Origin of the sequence: Mitsuaria sp. GD03876 (genome assembly GCF_029840635.1) — a bacterium.
Taxonomy (GTDB): Bacteria; Pseudomonadota; Gammaproteobacteria; order Burkholderiales; family Burkholderiaceae_C; genus Roseateles.
In genome coordinates this window covers 48,623-65,714 of record NZ_JAOCCU010000008.1, presented here as the reverse complement: position 1 = coordinate 65,714, position 17,092 = coordinate 48,623, and the positions used below count along the sequence as shown (strand labels likewise).

Below are 17,092 nucleotides of genomic sequence, written 5' to 3'. Positions count from 1 at the left end.
GGGGGCCGGCGTGAGCCGGTAGGGGGAGGGCCTAAGGTATCCTCCGCCCCCATGAATTCGATCGACAACAAGAACGCGGACCTGCTCGACGAGGACGAGCCCGACGTCCTCGACGCCCCGCAGCGCCCGCGCCACAAGGGCATCTACCTGCTGCCCAACCTGTTCACCCTGGCCGCGCTGTTCAGCGGTTTCTACGCGATCGTGATGGGCATCGGCGGACGCTTCGAGCAGTCCGTCTACGGCATCTTCGCCGCGATGGTGCTCGACAGCCTGGACGGCCGCGTCGCGCGCATGACCAACACGCAGAGCACCTTCGGCGAGCAGATGGACTCGCTGTCGGACATGGTGTCCTTCGGCGCGGCGCCGGCGCTGATCATGTATTCCTGGGCGCTGCAGGGCCTGGGCAAGTGGGGCTGGTTCGCCGCCTTCGTCTACATCGCCGGCGCGGCGCTGCGGCTGGCGCGCTTCAACACCAACATCGCGGTCGTGGACCGGCGCTTCTTCCAGGGCGTGCCCAGCCCCGCGGCGGCCGCGCTGGTGATGAGCCTGATCTGGGCGCTGGACAGCGCCGGCTACAAGGACATCCACCGCGATCCCGCGCTGGCCTGGCTGGCCTTCGGCTTCACGCTGTACGCGGGCCTGACGATGGTGACCAACGCGCCGTTCTACAGCTTCAAGGACATCACCTTCAAGCGCTCGGTGCCGTTTATCGTGCTGGTCGTGATCATGCTGGCCATCGCGGCGATCAACATCGATCCGCCGCGCGTGCTGTTCGGCGTGTTCTGCGCCTATGGCATCTCGGGCTACATCGTCTACGCGGTCCGGCGCGCCAAGGGCAAGCCGGCGAGCGTGATCGCGATGTCGACCGACGAGCCCGATGAAGCCGGCCTTCACCGATAGCGAACGCTCGGCGCGCGGACAGTCGCGCGCCGGCGTTGACGCCCGTCGGGCGGCTCTCCTATATTCGACGCCCATGACGTTCGTGAACGCGACCAGCGCAACCGCCAGCATTACGCGGCTACTACTAGGCGACCTTCGGGTCCGCTGAACTGCGCACGTCCGTCAGAACCGTCACCGACGACCGACACCGTCCCAGATCCAACGGCCCGAATGCAACTCGCAGCGGGCCGTTTCTGTTTTCTGGAGAGTCTGCGAGTTGCGCCCCTGAACCCACAGGAACGCTCTCATGCTCAAGCAACCGCAGACCAAGTACCGCGCCTTCGCGCCCATCGCCCTCCCGGACCGCCGCTGGCCCGACGCGCAGATCACGAAGGCGCCGCTGTGGCTGAGCACCGACCTGCGTGACGGCAACCAGGCGCTGATCGAGCCGATGGACCCCGAGCGCAAGCTGCGCATGTTCCAGATGCTGGTGAAGATCGGCTTCAAGGAGATCGAGGTCGGTTTCCCGTCCGCCTCGCAGACCGATTTCGACTTCGTCCGCCTGCTGATCGAAGGCGGGCACATCCCCGACGACGTCACCATCCAGGTGCTGACGCAGGCCCGCCAGCCGCTGATCGAGCGCACCTTCGAATCGCTGGTCGGCGTGCCGCGCGCGATCGTGCACCTGTACAACGCGGTCGCGCCGATCATGCGGCGCGTCGTGCTGAACATGAGCGAGGACGAGATCGTCGAGCTGGCTGTCACCCACACGACGATGATCCGCGAGCTGGCCGCGAAGCAGCCGGAGACGGACTTCCGCTTCGAGTACTCGCCCGAGATGTTCTCCGGCACCGAGCTGGCGTTCTCCAAGCGCGTCGTCGACGCGGTCACCGCCGCCTGGGGGCCGACGCCGGAGCGCAAGGTCATCATCAACCTGCCGACGACGGTCGAGCATTCGACGCCCAACATCTACGCCGACATGATCGAGTGGATGGGCCGCCACATCGAGCGCCGCGACTGCGTGATCCTGTCGGTCCATCCGCACAACGACCGCGGCACCGGCACCGCCGCTGCCGAGCTCGCGCTGATGGCCGGCGCCGACCGCGTCGAGGGCTGCCTGTTCGGCAACGGCGAGCGCACCGGCAACCTGGACCTGGTCAACGTCGCGCTCAACCTGTACACGCAGGGCGTGCATCCGGAACTGGACTTCTCCGACATCGACGAGGTCCGCCGCTGCGTCGAGCACTGCAACCAGATCCCGGTCCATCCGCGCCATCCGTATGTCGGCGAGCTGGTCTACACCTCGTTCTCGGGCTCGCACCAGGACGCGATCAAGAAGGCCTTCGCCGCCCGCCAGGAGGGGGAGATTTGGGAGATCCCCTACCTCCCGATCGATCCCAAGGACCTGGGCCGCAGCTATGAGGCGGTGATCCGCGTCAACAGCCAGTCGGGCAAGGGCGGCATCTCCTACCTGCTCGAGGCCGAGTACGGCATCGAGCTGCCGCGCCGCCTGCAGATCGAGTTCAGCCAGATCGTCCAGGGCGTGATGGACACGAACGGCAAGGAACTCGGCGCGGCCGACATCTGGCAGATCTTCGACCGCGAGTACGGCGTCAAGCAGGCGCCGCCGATGCATCCGCAGATCGACACCGCCGAGGACGGCCAGACCCGCGTGCAGACGCAGGCCGACCTGTGCGTGCGCATGGTCCGGATCGACGGCCAGGGCAAGGGCCCGATCGACGCCTTCGTCGAGGGCCTGAACAAGCTGCTCAAGACCCAGGTCCGGGTGCTCGACTACCACGAGCACGCGCTGGGCAGCGGCGCCGACGCGCAGGCGGTGGCCTACCTGGAGCTGCGCGTGGGCGAGGCGACGCTGTTCGGCGTGGGCATGGACGGCAACATCGCGTCGGCCTCGCTGAAGGCGATCGTGTCCGGCCTGCGCCGCGCGGCGCAGCGCGGCGTGCTCAAGCTCGCCGACCGCGTCACCGCCTGAGCGGCCGCCTAAGATCGCCCCTCATCGCCACGGCCCGCCACCGCAAGGAAGCCCGACATGTCCGACCAACTGATCATCTTCGACACCACCCTGCGCGACGGTGAGCAATCGCCCGGCGCGTCCATGACCAGGGACGAGAAGCTGCGCATCGCGCGGCAGCTGGAGCGCTTGAAGGTGGACGTGATCGAGGCCGGCTTCGCGGCGTCGAGCCAGGGCGACTTCGAGGCGGTCAAGGCGATCGCCGACGCGATCCGCGACAGCACCGTCTGCTCGCTGGCGCGCGCCAACGATCGCGACATCGCCCGCGCGGCCGAGGCGCTCAAGGGCGCGGCGCGCTCGCGCATCCACACCTTCATCGCCACCAGCGAGCTCCACATGGAGAAGAAGCTGCGCATGACCCGCGAGCAGGTGCTGGAGCAGGCGATCCAGGCGGTGCGCTTCGCCCGCACGCTGACCGACGACGTCGAGTTCTCGCCCGAGGACGGCTACCGCTCCGATCCGGAGTTCCTGGCCCGCGTCGTCGAGGCGGTGATCCGCGAGGGCGCGCGCACGATCAATATCCCCGACACCGTCGGCTACGCGGTGCCGGAGCTCTACGGCACCTTCATCCGCACGCTGCGCGAGCGCGTGCCCAACTCCGACCAGGCGATCTGGAGCGTGCACTGCCACAACGACCTGGGCATGGCGGTGGCCAACTCGCTGGCGGGCGTGAAGATCGGCGGCGCCCGGCAGATCGAGTGCACCATCAACGGCCTGGGCGAACGCGCCGGCAACTGCTCGCTGGAGGAGGTGGTCATGGCGGTGAAGACGCGCCGCGACTACTTCGGCCTGGACGTGCGGGTGGATCCGTCGCAGATCGTGCCGGCGTCGAAGATGGTGTCCCAGACGACCGGCTTCGTCGTGCAGCCCAACAAGGCGGTGGTGGGCGCCAACGCCTTCGCGCATGCGTCGGGCATCCACCAGGATGGCGTGCTCAAGGCGCGCGACACCTACGAGATCATGCGCGCCGAGGACGTCGGCTGGAGCGCCAACCGGATCGTGCTGGGCAAGCTCTCGGGCCGCAACGCCTTCAAGCAGCGGCTGCAGGAGTTGGGCGTGGTGCTCGAATCGGAGGCCGAGATCAATGCCGCCTTCGTCCGCTTCAAGGACCTGGCCGACCGCAAGGCCGAGATCTTCGACGAGGACATCATCGCGCTGGTGATGGACGAGTCGGTCACGCAGATCCACGAACACTACCGGCTGGTGGCGCTGGCGCAGCGCTCCGAGACCGGCGAGCGCCCGCAGGCGCAGGTGGTCTTCGCCGAGGGCGACACCGAGCACCGCACCGAGAGCGACGGCAACGGGCCGGTGGACGCGGTGCTCAAGGCGATCGAGAGCAAGGTCCAAAGTGGGGCGGAAATGCTGCTGTATTCGGTTAGCGCGATCACCGGCGGCAGCACAGAATCCCAGGGCGAAGTGACGGTGCGCCTGCAGCATGCCGGTCGCGTGGTGAACGGCGTGGGGGCAGATCCCGATATCGTCGTCGCCTCCGCGAAAGCATATTTGAGCGCTCTGAACAAGCTTCAAAGCAAAACGGAGCGGGTCGCCGCCCAAGGTTGACAGGACAGCGCGCGCCAGGCCTTCGAGCGCGTCGGATGACACGGATCCGGGCACTTTAAGAGCCCACGCCAAGTCATTGATCTTGCCGGTCTTTCAGCGATCCCCTACACTCGCGCCCACTGTTCTGGGGACTGGATTGAAGACCATTGCGACATTGCTGTCTGGTGCCGCCCTCAGCGGCATCATGTTGCTGACGGGGTTGACCGCCAGTCTCGCGCCGATCCAATCGGCGCAGGCGGCCACCGCGTCGTCCTCCAAAGCCAAGGCGAAGAGCGTGCGCAAGGCCAAACCGGCCCCGCGCTCTCCGCGCAAGGTGGCCGCCCGCGCGGCGGCCCCGGTCCGGGAAATCGTCCCCGCCAAACCGTCCTTCGGGACGATGTACGGCCTGCACGACACCGAAGACCCCCTCGACCTCAAATCCAGCGTCGCCTACGTCGTCGACCAGGACACCAACGAGGTCCTGTTCTCGAAGAACCCGTCGGCCGTCCTGCCGATCGCGTCGATCACCAAGCTGATGACCGCGCTGCTGGTCGTCGAGGCGAACCAGTCGCTCGACGAGAAACTCGAGATCACCGACGAGGACAAGGACACCGAGAAGTTCACCGGCTCGCGCCTGACGGTCGGCACCACGCTGACCCGCGGCGAGTTGCTGCACCTGGCGCTGATGTCGTCCGAGAACCGCGCCGCCCATGCGCTCGGACGCAACTACCCAGGCGGCCTGGAAGCCTTCGTCGCCGCGATGAACGCCAAGGCCCACCTGATCGGCATGGCCGACACCCACTACGTCGAACCCACCGGCCTGTCCAGCCGCAACCAGTCCAGCGCCGCCGACCTGGCCAAGCTGGTCAAGGTCGCCCACGCCTTCCCGTTGATCCGCGAACTGTCGACATCGCCGGAATACACCGTCGAACTCGGCCGCCGTCAGGTCCGCTTCGGCACCACCAACGGCCTCGTCCGCAAGGGCGACTGGGACATCGGCCTGCAGAAGACCGGGTTCATCAACGAGGCCGGACAGTGCCTGGTGATGCAGGCCCAGCTCGCGGGGCGCAAGCTGATCATGGTCTTCCTCGACTCGGCCGGAAAATACTCCCGCATCGGCGACGCGGAACGCGTCCGCAAATGGCTCACCGGCACCACCTCGCCGTTGGCCGCCGCCGCGGCGACCGCCACCGCCACCGCCGTCGTGCCAGCCATCTCGGTGAAGTAAACCGCTTCGGCGGAATGAAGAAAGCGGGCCTGGTGCCCGCTTCGTCGTTTCTGGGGGGGCGCAGGTAGGGCAGGGCACGGCAGAGCGCGGAAGCCGGCCGAGCGCGGAAGCCGGTCGAGCGCGGAAGCCGGCGGCGCCGGTGCCCCTCTCCGCTCAATCTCCTCCTCGCCGCTCGGAATTCGCTCCAAGGGGCACCGGCGCCGCCGGCTTCCATCCACCACCGAGGTGATCGTCGCCCACCGAGGTGTTCGTCACCCACCGAGGTGATCGTCAACCACCGAGGTGGTCGTCAGCCGCGGAAACCCAAAGCCGCGGAGATCCGCGTCGCCGTCTCCTTCAGGCGAGGCAGCCAGCCTTCCTCCAGGCGGTCCGCCGGGGCGGAAATCGACAGGCCCGCCACCAGCTTGCCCTGATCGTCGTAAATGCCCGCGGCCATGCAGCGAACGCCCAGTTCGAGCTCCTCGTCATCGCGCGCGACGCCACGCTGGCGCACCAGCGCCATCTCGCGCTCCAGCAACGTGATCTCGGTCAGGCTGTTGCGCGTGTGACCCGACAAGCCCGTGCGCGTCGCATAGGCGCGCACGCGCTGCGGATCGTCACCCGCCAGGAACAGCTTGCCCACCGACGTCAGGTGCAGCGGCGCCCGGCCACCCACCGCCCGGACCACCTGCATGCCGCTGCGCTCGGAGTAGGTCCGCTCGATGTAGACGATCTCGTCACCCTGGCGCACCGACAAATTGACCGGCTGGTGCGTCAGCTTGTGCAGCTCGCGCATCGGTCCGATCGCCGCCTCGCGCACGTCCAGCCGCGCCTTGACCAGGTTGCCCAGCTCCAGCAACCGCATGCCGAGCCGGTAGCTGCCCGCCTCCGGCCGGTCGACGAAGCGCCCCAGCGTCAGGTCGTTCAGGATGCGGTGCGCGGTCGAGGGATGCAGGCCGGTGGTCTCGCTGATCACCTTCAGCGACACGGGATCCTGGTGTTGAGCCAGCACGTCCAGCAAGGCGAACGTGCGCTCGAGCACCTGGATGGCGGGGGTCTGGAGCTCCTTGGACTTCATGGCGGACGATTGTGAAGGATTTCTCTCGGTTTTTGCATGGCGAAACCGAGAGGGCGCTCCAACGGGCGCACTGCGTCGTTTTCGCCCATCGGCGGTGCGGCGTGACGGCGGAAATCACCCGCGAGGCGGGGTACCGGCCTCAGGTTGCCGCATTGCGGAACGGGCCGCGGCCAACCCGCTGCGGACCGCGCCTTCCAGCGTCGCCGGATATGGGCCCGCGAGGTAATCGCCCGCCGCCCAGAGCCCCGGCGCGATCGGCGCTTCCGGCCGGCGCAGCCCCGGCGTGCAAGCGAAGGTCGCGCGCTTCTCGCTGAGCACGCGAACGATCCGCGGCGGCGACGCCCACTGGAAATGTCGCTCCGCCTGGGCCAGCGCCGCGGCACCGGTCGCCTCGAGTCCGCGCTCGATCCACGGCGCCGCGCCGCTGACGACCAGGCTGAACAGCCCCGGCTGCTGATCGAGTTGTCCGAGGTCGAAGGCGAACTGCGCCGGTTCGGTCGCCGATTCGCGCAGCGCGACCATCGGCGCGGGCAGCGCGGAGCCGGCGCTCTCCAGGTAGATCGTGACGATGGGTTGGAACTCGAACGCACCGGCGACGGCGCTCCAGGCCGGGGCCAGGTCGCGGGTGAGGCGCGCCGCCTCGACCGAACTGGCGGCGACGATGACCGCGTCGAACTCCTCGTCGCCGTCGATGCGCCAGGCCCGTCCGGCCGCCTCGAGCCGCTGCACGCGCCGCGTGCGGATCGTCGCGCCGCGCGCGAGCAGCCAATCGCGCGCGGGCGTCGGCAGCAGCGCGCTCAGCCCGCGCCGGGGCAGCAGCAGGTCGGCGCTGCCGGGGCCGCTGAACAGCGCGTCCTTCAGCACCCGCAGGAAGACCGCCGCGCTGGCCTGGTCCGCCGGCGTGTTGAGCGCGGCGACGCACAGCGGATCGATCAGGTCGTCGCGCACCGCGCGCGGCAGGCCCGCGCACAGCCCGGCCACCGTCAGCGCCGGATCGCAGCGGAAGCCCCGCAGCGTCCAGCTGCTGCTCGCGGCGAGGAAGCGCAGGCGGTCGCCCCAGGACCAGGCCGAGCAGCCGAGCACGCCGCGCAGGAAGGCGAGGGTGGGCGGGCCGGGCGGCAGTCGGAGCGTCTCGCGGTCCGGATAACGCAGCCGCAGCGGCAGGCGCAGCAGCCCCGCCTCGGGATCGCCGCCGACGCGGCGCATCAGCGCCAGCGTCTCGACATAGGCGCCGATCAGGATGTGCTGGCCGTTGTCGAGCGCCGGTGTGCTGCCTTCGAGGCTGCGCGCCCGGCCGCCGAGCGCCGGTGCCATCTCGAACAGCGTCGTGTCGGCGCCCAGCGACACCGCCTCGACGGCCGCGGCCAGTCCGGCCCAGCCGCCGCCGATGACGGCGACCCGCGTCACGTCAGCGTCCGCGCCAGTTCGTCTTCATCGCGATCCACAGCTTGCGCAGCGGTGTCAGCGCGATGCGCTGGTGCAGGACCTGGAAGCGCTCGGCCTCGATCTCGCGCAGCAGCGTGCGGTAGATGTTGGCCATCATGAGCCCCGGCTTCTGCGCCTTGCGGTCGACCTCCGGCAGCAGCGCGAGCGCCTCGTCGTAGAGCCGGTGCGCGCGCTCGGCCTGGAAGGCCATCAGCGCGATGAAGCGGTCGCTATAGCCCCAGGGCGCGTCGCGCTTGAGGATCTCGTGGGCCTTGACGTCGAACTGCTGCAGCTCGCTGACCGGCAGGTAGATGCGGCCGCGGCGCGCGTCGTCGCCGACGTCCCGGATGATGTTGGTCAGCTGCATCGCCAGGCCCAGCTTGTGCGCGTAGGCCACGGTCTGCGGATCCTGGCGGCCGAAGATGCCCGAGGCCACCTCGCCGACGACGCCCGCCACCAGGTGGCAATAGCGCTGCAGGCCGGCGTAGTCCAGGTAACGCGTCTGCTCCAGGTCCATCTGGCAGCCGTCGATGACGGCGAGCAGGTGCTCGACGCGGATGTCGTAGTCCTGCACGTGCGGCAGCAGCGCCTTCATCGCCGGATGCGAGGGCTGGCCGCTGAAGGCGCTCATGACCTCCTTGCGCCACCAGGCCAGCTTGGTCGCGGCGACGCCGGGATCGGACACCTCGTCGACGACGTCGTCGACCTCGCGGCAGAAGGCGTAGAACGCGGTGATCGCCGCGCGCCGCGGCGGCGGCAGGAAGAGGAACGCGTAATAGAAGCTCGAGCCGCTCGCGGCGGCCTTCTGCTGGACGTACTGCTCCGGCGTGGGAGCGGCGGCGCCCGGGGCGCTCGCGTCGTGGGTCTTGTTCTTGGTGCTCATCGCGCCGTCCCTTCGCGGCGGGTGTTCAGTCCGGTCGCGCGCATCGTCAGCGCGCGCCACAGCAGCAGCGGCGCGTCCGACGCGCCGACCGTGGGCCGGCGCAGCAGCGCGTCGTGGCCCGCCGCGTCCAGCTTGTCGAGGATGCGAAGGCCGCCTTGTACCACCAAGCGCAGCTCCCAACCGGCGCGTCCCGGGATCCGGTGCGCCAGCGGCGCGCCCTCGGCCATCAGCGCGCGCGCCCAGCCGCACAGCGAGCCGATCAGCGCCCGCGCCGCCGGGCTGTCGCGCAGCGCCAGCAGGTCCTGTCCCTCGACGCCGTGACGACGGCGATCCTCCAGCGGCGCGTAGATCCGCCCGCGCGGGCCGTCGACGGTGAAGTCCTGCCAGAAATTGATCAGCTGCAGCGCCGAGCAGATCGCGTCCGAGCGCCGCAGCGCGTCCGCATCGTCGATGCCGTACAGGTGCAGCAGCAGCCGGCCCACCGGATTGGCCGAGCGGCGGCAGTAGTCGAGCAGCTCGGCGCGCGTCGCGTAGTCGGTCTTGACCAGGTCCTGCTCGAAGGCGTCGAGCAGGTCCTCCAGCAGCGGCACCGGCAGCCGGTAGCGGGCGATCACCGGGCCCAGCGACGCGAACACCGGGGCCGCCCAGCGCGGGGAGGGCGTCCGGCCCTCGGCCGTCGCCCGCAGGTCGGCGCGGTAGTCGGCCAGGTCGCGCAGCCGGACCGCCGCCGGCGCGTCGCCTTCGTCGGCGAGGTCGTCGGCGGTCCGCGCGAAGCGGTAGATCGCCATGATCGCGGGACGCAACGCCGGCGGGCTCAGCCAGGAAGCAACAGGAAAGTTTTCGTAGTGCTCTATGCTCACGGCCGGCATTCTCCGCCGAGCGGACGCTGCTGTTCCCGTCAAACCGACGCCGCGAACCCCGCGCCGTCTCACGGGAACGTCAATTCCCGCCTTCCCGATGCAGTACCCCGGTGAACCGTACGCCGTCGGTTTGACACGTCCGGACACGCTGAATACATTACTGACCGGTCAGTCAGTTACTCCGGTGCCCGAGCCTGGGCGCCGCGGCTTTGTCGAGGTGTTCATGCCCCCACGGTCTCTTGTGTCCCTGCCCGCCGGTTCGTCCGATCGTTCCGTCGACCACCCGTCCGGCCGCTCTCGGGGCCCCGCGCTGAAATGGCTGATGGCCGCCGCCGCGGTGGCCGTGCTGGCCGCCTGCGGCAAGCAGGCGCCGCCGCCCGAACCCGATCGCTACGTGCGCACCGTCGTGCTGACGCCGCAATCGGCCGGCCTGCAGCGCGAGTTCGCCGCCGAAGTGCGGGCCCGCGTCGAATCGCGGCTGTCGTTCCGCGTCGCCGGCAAGATCCTGGAGCGCCGCGTCGACCTGGGCTCGGTGGTGAAGCCGGGCCAGGTGCTGGCCAGGCTGGACAGCTCGGACCTGGTGCTGGCGCAGGAAGCCGCCAAGGCCTCCGTGCTGGCCGCCCGCGTGAACCGCGACCAGCTGGGCGCCGATTACAAGCGCTACATCGACCTGCATCGCCAGGGCTTCATCAGCGCCGCCGAGCTGGACCGCCGCGACGCCGCCTTCAAGGCCGCGCAGGCGCAATATGAATCGTCGCGCGCGCAGTCCGACGTGCAGAGCAACCAGGCGCAGTACTCCAGCCTGACGGCCGACAAGCCGGGCGTGGTGACCGGCATCGACGCCGAGCCCGGCCAGGTCGTGGCCGCCGGCACGCCGGTGGTGCGCGTGGCCAACGACGGCCCGCGCGACATCGTGTTCTCGGTCTCCGAGGACCAGGTCGCGCTGGTGCGCGCCGCCGCGGCGCGCCCGGACGGGCTGAAGGTCCGGCTGTGGAGCGACGCCCGGGACCAGGCCAAGCCGATCAAGCTGCGCGAGCTGGCCGCGGCCGCCGACCCGGTGACGCGGACCTTCCTGGTCAAGGCCGAGATGAGCGGCGACCAGGACGTCCACCTGGGCCAGACCGCCACCGTCATCCTGACCGGCACGCCGACCGACAACGCGATCAAGCTGCCGCTCAGCGCGGTGATGGAGTCGCAGGGCAAGAGCGCGGTGCTGCTGCTCGACCCGAAGACGATGACGGTGAGCCCGAAGCCGGTGACCGTCGCCGGCGCCGAGGGCAACGAGCTCGTCGTGCAGGGGCTCACGCCCGGCATGGAGGTCGTCGCCGCCGGCGGCCACGTGCTGACGCCGGGCCAGAAGGTCAAGCGCTTCCGCCCGCCGGGCACGCCGACCGAGGGCGCGCCCGCGCCCGCGCCGGCCGCCGCCGCGTCTCGCTGAACCTCGGGAGCCCTGAATGAGCAACCCGAGCCGCGCCGGTTTCAACCTCTCGCGCTGGGCGCTGGAGCACGCCCCGCTGACGCGCTACCTGATGGTGGTGCTGATGGTGCTGGGCTTCGCCGCCTACTTCCAGCTGGGCCAGGACGAGGACCCGCCGTTCACCTTCCGCGCGATGGTCGTGCAGGCCTACTGGCCCGGCGCGACGCCGCAGCAGATGGCCGAGCAGGTCACCGACAAGATCGAGCGCACCCTGCAGGAGGTGCCGCACGCCGACAAGATCCGCAGCTACACCAAGCCCGGCGAGTCGCTGACCATCTTCCAGGTCAAGGACAACACCGCGCCCGGCGAGGTGCCCCAGCTCTGGTACACGGTCCGCAAGAAGATCGGCGACCTCAAGCCCACGCTGCCGCAGGGCGTGCTGGGCCCGTTCTTCAACGACGAGTTCGGCGACGTCTACGGCTCGATCTTCGCCCTGTCCTCCGACGGCGGCTTCTCGCTGGAGGAGCTGCGCCAGCAGGCCGAGGCGGTGCGCTCCGAGCTGCTGCGCGTGCCCGACGTGGCCAAGGTCGACCTGTTCGGCGTGCAGGCCGAGAAGCTGTTCATCGAGATCTCGCAGAAGCGCCTGGCCGAACTGGGCCTGGACTTCAACCAGGTCGTGTCGCAGCTCAACGCGCAGAACGCCGTCGAGAGCGCCGGCGTCATGGACGCCAGCAGCGCCAACGTGCAGATCCGCATCGAGGGGCAGCTCAACTCGGTGCAGGCGCTGAACGACTTCCCGATCCGCGGCATCAACAGCCAGACCGGCGCCGCCAGCAGCCTGCGCCTGGCCGACATCGCCAAGGTGCGCCGCGGCTACGTCGACCCGGCCACGACGATGGTGCGCTTCAACGGCAAGCAGGTCGTCGCGCTGGGCGTGTCGATGGGCAAGGGCGGCGACATCATCGCGCTGGGCAAGGCGCTGCAGGCCTCGGTCAAGCGGCTGCAGCAGCAGCTGCCGGCCGGCATCACGCTGCAGCAGATCCAGGACCAGCCCTCGGCGGTGAAGACCTCCGTCGGCGAGTTCGTCCACGTGCTGATCGAGGCGGTGGTCGTCGTGCTGGGCGTGAGCTTCATCAGCCTGGGCCTGCACACCAAGCCGCTGCGCATCGACGTGTGGCCCGGCCTGGTGGTGGGCATCACGATCCCGCTGGTGCTGGCGATCACCTTCGTGGTGATGCTGTACGCGGGGGTGGGGCTGCACAAGATCTCGCTGGGCTCGCTGATCATCGCGCTGGGGCTGCTGGTCGACGACGCGATCATTGCCGTCGAGATGATGGTGCGCAAGCTCGAGGAGGGCTACGACAAGATGCACGCGGCGACGTACGCCTACGACGCCACGGCCAAGCCCATGCTGACCGGCACGCTGATCACCGCGGTGGGCTTCCTGCCGATCGGCCTGGCCAAGTCCACCGTGGGCGAATACACCTTCGCCATCTTCGCGGTGACCGCGGCGGCGCTGGTGATCTCGTGGATCGTGTCGGTGTACTTCGTGCCCTACCTCGGCGCGCTGCTGCTCAAGACGCGCGCCGGCCACGAGGGCGAGGCCCACGAGGTCTTCGACACGCCGTTCTACAACCGCTTCCGCCGCTGGGTCGCCTGGTGCGTGTTCCACCGCTGGAAGACGATCGGCCTGACGATCCTGGTGTTCGTGCTCGGCCTGGTGGGCATGGGCAAGGTGCAGCAGCAGTTCTTCCCCGACTCCAGCCGGCCCGAGATCCTGGTCGACCTGTGGCTGCCCGAGGGCGCCACGATCGAGCAGAGCAACGTCGTGGCCAAGCGCTTCGAGGCCCGCATGGCCAAGGAGCCGCTGGTGGGCAGCGTCGCGACCTGGGTCGGCTCGGGCGTGCCGCGCTTCTACCTGCCGCTGGACCAGATCCTGCCCAACACCAACGTCAGCCAGGCCATCCTGCTGCCCAAGACGCCGGCCGACCGCGAGACGCTGCGCCACAAGCTGCCGCAGATCCTGGCCGAGGAGTTCTCCGAGGTGCGCGGCCGCGTGAAGCTGCTGCCCAACGGGCCGCCGGTGCCGTACCCGGTGCAGTTCCGCATCGCCGGCGACGACCCCGCGCAGCTGCGCGTGTACGCCGACCGCGCCAAGGAGCAGATGCGCGCCAACCCCAACATGGTCGGCGTCAACGACAACTGGAACGAGGCCATCAAGGTCCTGCGCCTGCAGGTCGACCAGGACAAGGCCCGCGCGCTGGGCGTGACCAGCCAGAGCATCGCGCAGGCGGCCCGCATCCTGGTCAGCGGCACCACGGTCTCGCAGTACCGCGAGGCCGACCGGCTGATCGACATCGTGCTGCGCCAGCCGGTGCAGGAACGCGACACGCTGTCCGAGCTCGCCAACGCCTACGTGCCGACGGCCTCGGGCCGCTCGGTGCCGCTGACGCAGGTCGTGCGGCCCCAGTTCACCTGGGAGCCGGGCGTGATGCACCGCGAGAGCCGCCAGTTCGCGATCACCGTGCAGGGCGACGTCATCGAGGGCCTGCAGGGCGCGACGGTGACCAACCAGCTCTGGCCCGCGCTGGACGCGATGCAGAAGGAGATGCCGCCCGGGTACTCGATCTCGATCGCCGGCGCGGTGGAGGAGAGCAGCAAGGGCACCGGCTCGATCGCCGCCGGCGTGCCGATCATGCTGTTCATCACCTTCACGCTGCTGATGCTGCAGCTGCACAGCTTCTCGCGGGCGATGCTGGCCTTCCTGACCGGCTTCCTGGGCATCGCCGGCGTGTCCGCGGCGCTGCTGATCCTGAACCGGCCGTTCGGCTTCGTCGCGCTGCTGGGCGTGATCGCGCTGATGGGCATGATCCAGCGCAACTCGGTCATCCTGATCGACCAGATCGAGCAGGACCGCGGCCGCGGCGTGCCGCCGGCGCAGGCGATCGTCGAGTCCGCCGTGCGCCGGCTGCGCCCGATCGCGCTGACCGCCGCGGCGGCCGTGCTGGCGATGGTGCCGCTGTCGCGCAGCGTGTTCTGGGGCCCGATGGCGGTGGCCATCATGGGCGGCCTGATCGTGGCCACCGTGCTGACGCTGCTGGCGCTGCCGGCCATGTACGCGGCCTGGTTCCGCGTCGAGCGCGACAAGGACGCCGGCATCGCGCCGTCCACGCACTGACCGCCGCCAGGGGTTTCTCCGGTCCGGGAGGGCGGGAGAAACCCCCATTCCTTGATTACAATCGCCGGTTTTCCGGATCGCGCCGCGCCGGGCCCCCGGCCCGTCTCGACCCGATCTCCGAATTACCAAGGGGCCGCCGCGCAGGACTGCGCGCAGCGATCGCGACGTCCCCAGTTCACCCGGCGCGGGTGGCGAAATTGGTAGACGCACCAGGTTTAGGTCCTGACGCCTTCACGGGCGTGCCGGTTCGAGTCCGGCCCCGCGCACCACACTTCCAACTGATTCCGAGTCCACTATGGCTGTCACCGTCGAAACTCTCGAAAAGCTCGAACGCCGCATCACGCTCACGCTGGCGGCCGCTGACATCAACACCGAGGTCGAGTCCCGCCTGAAGAAGCTGGCCCGCACCGTCAAGGCCGACGGCTTCCGTCCCGGCAAGGTGCCGATGTCCTTCGTGGCGCAGCGCTACGGCGCGCAGGTGCAGTACGAAGTCGTGAACGACAAGCTGGGCGAGGCCTTCACCGTCGCCGCCAACGAGGCCAAGCTGCGCGTGGCCGGCATGCCCAGCATCGCCCAGAAGGACACCTCGGCCGAAGGCGAACTGGCCTTCGACGCGACCTTCGAGGTCTACCCCGAAGTCAAGATCGGCGACCTGGCCGACGCCGAGGTCGAGCGCATCGCCGCCGACGTCACCGAGGAAGCGATCGACAAGACCGTCGAGATCCTGCGCAAGCAGCGCCGTTCGTTCGCCCAGCGCGGCGCGGCGGACGTGGCCGCCGACGGCGACCGCGTCTCCATCGACTTCGAAGGCAAGATCGACGGCGAACCGTTCGCCGGCGGCAAGGCCGACGGCTTCCAGTTCCTGCTGGGCGAAGGCCAGATGCTCGAGGCCTTCGAGAAGGCCGTGCGCGGCATGAAGGCGGGCGAGTCCAAGACCTTCCCGCTGGCCTTCCCCGAGGACTACCACGGCAAGGACGTCGCCGGCAAGGAAGCCGACTTCCTGGTCACCGTCAAGAAGATCGAGGCCCAGCACCTGCCCGAAGTGAACGAGTCGTTCGCCAAGGCCCTGGGCATCAAGGACGGCACGGTCGAGGCCCTGCGCGCCGACATCAAGAAGAACCTCGAGCGCGAGGTGAAGTTCCGCGTGCTGGCCCGCAACAAGGGCGCCGCGATGGACGCGCTGGTCGGCAAGGCCGAACTGGACGTGCCCAAGTCGCTGATCGCCGGCGAAGCCGAGCGCATGGTCGCCAACGCCCGCGAGGACCTGAAGAAGCGCGGCATCAAGGACGCCGACAAGGCCCCGATCCCCGCCGAGCTGTTCAACGAGCAGGCCGAGAAGCGCGTGCGCCTGGGCCTGGTCGTGGCCGAGCTGGTCCGTTCGAACAACCTGCAGGCCAAGCCCGAGCAGCTGCAGGCCCACATCGAGGAAATCTCGCAGAGCTACGAGAAGCCGGCGGAAGTCGTGCGCTGGTACCTGTCGGACCGCGAGCGCATGGCCGAGGTCGAGGCCGTCGTGATCGAGAACAACGTCACCGACTTCATCCTGGCCAAGGCCAAGATCGCCGACAAGCAGCTGCCGTTCGACGAACTGATGGCCACGGCCTGATCGGCCGTCTCGCCGACGCGGCGAGGGACAACCCGGACGCACCCTTGATTCGCCGGGACGTCACCGCCAAGTAAGGCGCCAGGCCGCGAGGCCGGCGCCTTTTTCTTTCCCCGGCGCGACCGCCGGCCCCGTCGTCCCGCGACGGGCCCGCATGGCGGAAAGGGGATGGAGCGCACGACATAATGGTTTGTCGTGATCTCGAACCAATACAGAGGATTTCATGAGCGCGCTTGAAACCAGCAACCTGGGCATGGTGCCCATCGTCATCGAACAGTCGGGCCGCGGCGAGCGCGCCTACGACATCTACAGCCGCCTGCTGCGCGAGCGCATCGTCTTCCTGGTCGGCCCCGTCAACGATGCCGTCGCCAACCTGGTCGTCGCGCAGCTGCTGTTCCTGGAGAGCGAGAACCCGGACAAGGAGATCTCGCTGTACATCAACTCGCCGGGCGGCAGCGTCTCGGCCGGCATGTCGATCTACGACACGATGCAGTTCATCAAGCCGCAGGTCTCCACGCTGTGCATGGGCATGGCCGCCTCGATGGGCGCGTTCCTGCTGGCCGCCGGCGAGAAGGGCAAGCGCTTCGCGCTGCCCAACTCCAAGATCATGATCCACCAGCCGCTGGGCGGCGCCCAGGGCCAGGCCACCGACATCGAGATCCACGCCCGCGAGATCCTCAAGACCCGCGAGCAGCTCAACCGCATCCTGGCCGAGCGCACCGGCCAAAGCCTGGAGAAGATCCAGGCCGACACCGAGCGCGACTACTTCATGTCGGCCGCCGAGGCGTCGACCTACGGCCTGATCGACCAGGTCATCGAGAAGCGCCCCTGACCCCGGCGGCGGGCCGGTGTCCGGCCCGCATTCCCGCCTCGCGGACGGCCTCCCCAATCTTGAGGAGGCCGTTTTGCGAGGCCAGGTCGAACCACCGGCGCGGCGCCTCAACTGACCGCTCGTTGACCGCACCAACTGACCACTCTTAGGGGCTTTTAT

12 protein-coding genes and 1 tRNA gene are annotated in these 17,092 nt (G+C 69.2%); 9 read left to right on the top strand and 4 right to left on the bottom strand.

Annotation, left to right across the window (positions count from 1 at the left end; genetic code table 11):
• Window positions 1-51: 51 nt before the first annotated feature.
• The 4 genes from pssA (at window position 52) to pbpG (ending at window position 5,678) form a co-directional block, all read left to right on the top strand.
• Window positions 52-900 carry a CDP-diacylglycerol--serine O-phosphatidyltransferase gene (gene pssA / locus N5D62_RS07040; RefSeq protein WP_279756949.1) on the top strand — a complete coding sequence of 283 codons (849 nt, stop codon included), beginning with the start codon at window positions 52-54 and terminating at the stop codon, window positions 898-900.
• 286 nt (window positions 901-1,186) lie between these two features.
• Window positions 1,187-2,872 carry a 2-isopropylmalate synthase gene (gene leuA, locus N5D62_RS07035; RefSeq protein WP_279756948.1) on the top strand — a complete coding sequence of 562 codons (1,686 nt, stop codon included), beginning with the start codon at window positions 1,187-1,189 and terminating at the stop codon, window positions 2,870-2,872.
• Window positions 2,873-2,929: 57 nt separating this feature from the next.
• Window positions 2,930-4,471 carry a 2-isopropylmalate synthase gene (locus tag N5D62_RS07030; protein WP_279756947.1) on the top strand — a complete coding sequence of 514 codons (1,542 nt, stop codon included), beginning with the start codon at window positions 2,930-2,932 and terminating at the stop codon, window positions 4,469-4,471.
• 184 nt (window positions 4,472-4,655) lie between these two features.
• The gene (gene pbpG / locus N5D62_RS07025) at window positions 4,656-5,678 is read left to right on the top strand and encodes a D-alanyl-D-alanine endopeptidase (protein WP_279757040.1); all 1,023 of its coding nucleotides are present in this window, start codon (window positions 4,656-4,658) and stop codon (window positions 5,676-5,678) included.
• Window positions 5,679-5,967: 289 nt separating this feature from the next.
• Here pbpG and N5D62_RS07020 read toward each other — a convergent pair whose 3' ends face one another.
• From N5D62_RS07020 to hpnC, 4 genes are all read right to left on the bottom strand, one after another.
• Window positions 5,968-6,735: an IclR family transcriptional regulator gene (locus N5D62_RS07020; RefSeq protein WP_279756946.1), complete on the bottom strand. Its 768-nt coding sequence runs from the start codon at window positions 6,733-6,735 to the stop codon at window positions 5,968-5,970.
• A gap of 114 nt (window positions 6,736-6,849) precedes the next feature.
• Window positions 6,850-8,142 carry a hydroxysqualene dehydroxylase HpnE gene (hpnE, locus tag N5D62_RS07015; protein WP_279756945.1) on the bottom strand — a complete coding sequence of 431 codons (1,293 nt, stop codon included), beginning with the start codon at window positions 8,140-8,142 and terminating at the stop codon, window positions 6,850-6,852.
• Window position 8,143: 1 nt separating this feature from the next.
• Window positions 8,144-9,043 carry a presqualene diphosphate synthase HpnD gene (gene hpnD / locus N5D62_RS07010; protein WP_279756944.1) on the bottom strand — a complete coding sequence of 300 codons (900 nt, stop codon included), beginning with the start codon at window positions 9,041-9,043 and terminating at the stop codon, window positions 8,144-8,146.
• Complete coding sequence (hpnC, locus tag N5D62_RS07005; RefSeq protein ID WP_279756943.1) at window positions 9,040-9,903, bottom strand: squalene synthase HpnC; 864 nt, start codon at window positions 9,901-9,903, stop codon at window positions 9,040-9,042. Before hpnC ends, hpnD begins: the two co-directional genes overlap by 4 nt.
• Window positions 9,904-10,225: 322 nt before the next feature.
• On the opposite strand from hpnC, the gene N5D62_RS07000 reads away from it, so the two are divergent.
• The 5 genes from N5D62_RS07000 to clpP all read left to right on the top strand — a co-directional run bounded on the left by N5D62_RS07000 (window position 10,226) and on the right by clpP (window position 16,933).
• Entirely contained in the window at window positions 10,226-11,341 is a 1,116-nt protein-coding gene (locus N5D62_RS07000) for an efflux RND transporter periplasmic adaptor subunit (RefSeq protein ID WP_279756942.1), read from the top strand.
• 16 nt (window positions 11,342-11,357) lie between these two features.
• Window positions 11,358-14,498 (top strand): efflux RND transporter permease subunit, encoded by a 3,141-nt coding sequence (locus tag N5D62_RS06995; protein WP_279756941.1) that lies wholly within the window; start codon window positions 11,358-11,360, stop codon window positions 14,496-14,498.
• A gap of 182 nt (window positions 14,499-14,680) precedes the next feature.
• Window positions 14,681-14,767 (top strand) — tRNA-Leu (locus tag N5D62_RS06990).
• A 26-nt stretch (window positions 14,768-14,793) separates the two neighbouring features.
• Window positions 14,794-16,104 carry a trigger factor gene (gene tig, locus N5D62_RS06985; protein ID WP_279756940.1) on the top strand — a complete coding sequence of 437 codons (1,311 nt, stop codon included), beginning with the start codon at window positions 14,794-14,796 and terminating at the stop codon, window positions 16,102-16,104.
• A 220-nt stretch (window positions 16,105-16,324) separates the two neighbouring features.
• Window positions 16,325-16,933, top strand: coding sequence for an ATP-dependent Clp endopeptidase proteolytic subunit ClpP (gene clpP, locus N5D62_RS06980; RefSeq protein WP_091722797.1), 609 nt, complete (start codon window positions 16,325-16,327; stop codon window positions 16,931-16,933).
• Window positions 16,934-17,092: the final 159 nt, after the last annotated feature.

What these genes read in the sequence shown, in the direction of transcription:
- pssA (WP_279756949.1), top strand. Translation starts at nt 52, where the DNA reads ATGAATTCGATCGACAACAAGAACGCGGACCTGCTCGACGAGGACGAG.
- leuA (WP_279756948.1), top strand. Translation starts at nt 1,187, where the DNA reads ATGCTCAAGCAACCGCAGACCAAGTACCGCGCCTTCGCGCCCATCGCC.
- N5D62_RS07030 (WP_279756947.1), top strand. Translation starts at nt 2,930, where the DNA reads ATGTCCGACCAACTGATCATCTTCGACACCACCCTGCGCGACGGTGAG.
- pbpG (WP_279757040.1), top strand. Translation starts at nt 4,656, where the DNA reads ATGTTGCTGACGGGGTTGACCGCCAGTCTCGCGCCGATCCAATCGGCG.
- N5D62_RS07020 (WP_279756946.1), bottom strand. Translation starts at nt 6,735, where the DNA reads ATGAAGTCCAAGGAGCTCCAGACCCCCGCCATCCAGGTGCTCGAGCGC.
- hpnD (WP_279756944.1), bottom strand. Translation starts at nt 9,043, where the DNA reads ATGAGCACCAAGAACAAGACCCACGACGCGAGCGCCCCGGGCGCCGCC.
- N5D62_RS07000 (WP_279756942.1), top strand. Translation starts at nt 10,226, where the DNA reads ATGGCCGCCGCCGCGGTGGCCGTGCTGGCCGCCTGCGGCAAGCAGGCG.
- N5D62_RS06995 (WP_279756941.1), top strand. Translation starts at nt 11,358, where the DNA reads ATGAGCAACCCGAGCCGCGCCGGTTTCAACCTCTCGCGCTGGGCGCTG.
- tig (WP_279756940.1), top strand. Translation starts at nt 14,794, where the DNA reads ATGGCTGTCACCGTCGAAACTCTCGAAAAGCTCGAACGCCGCATCACG.
- clpP (WP_091722797.1), top strand. Translation starts at nt 16,325, where the DNA reads ATGAGCGCGCTTGAAACCAGCAACCTGGGCATGGTGCCCATCGTCATC.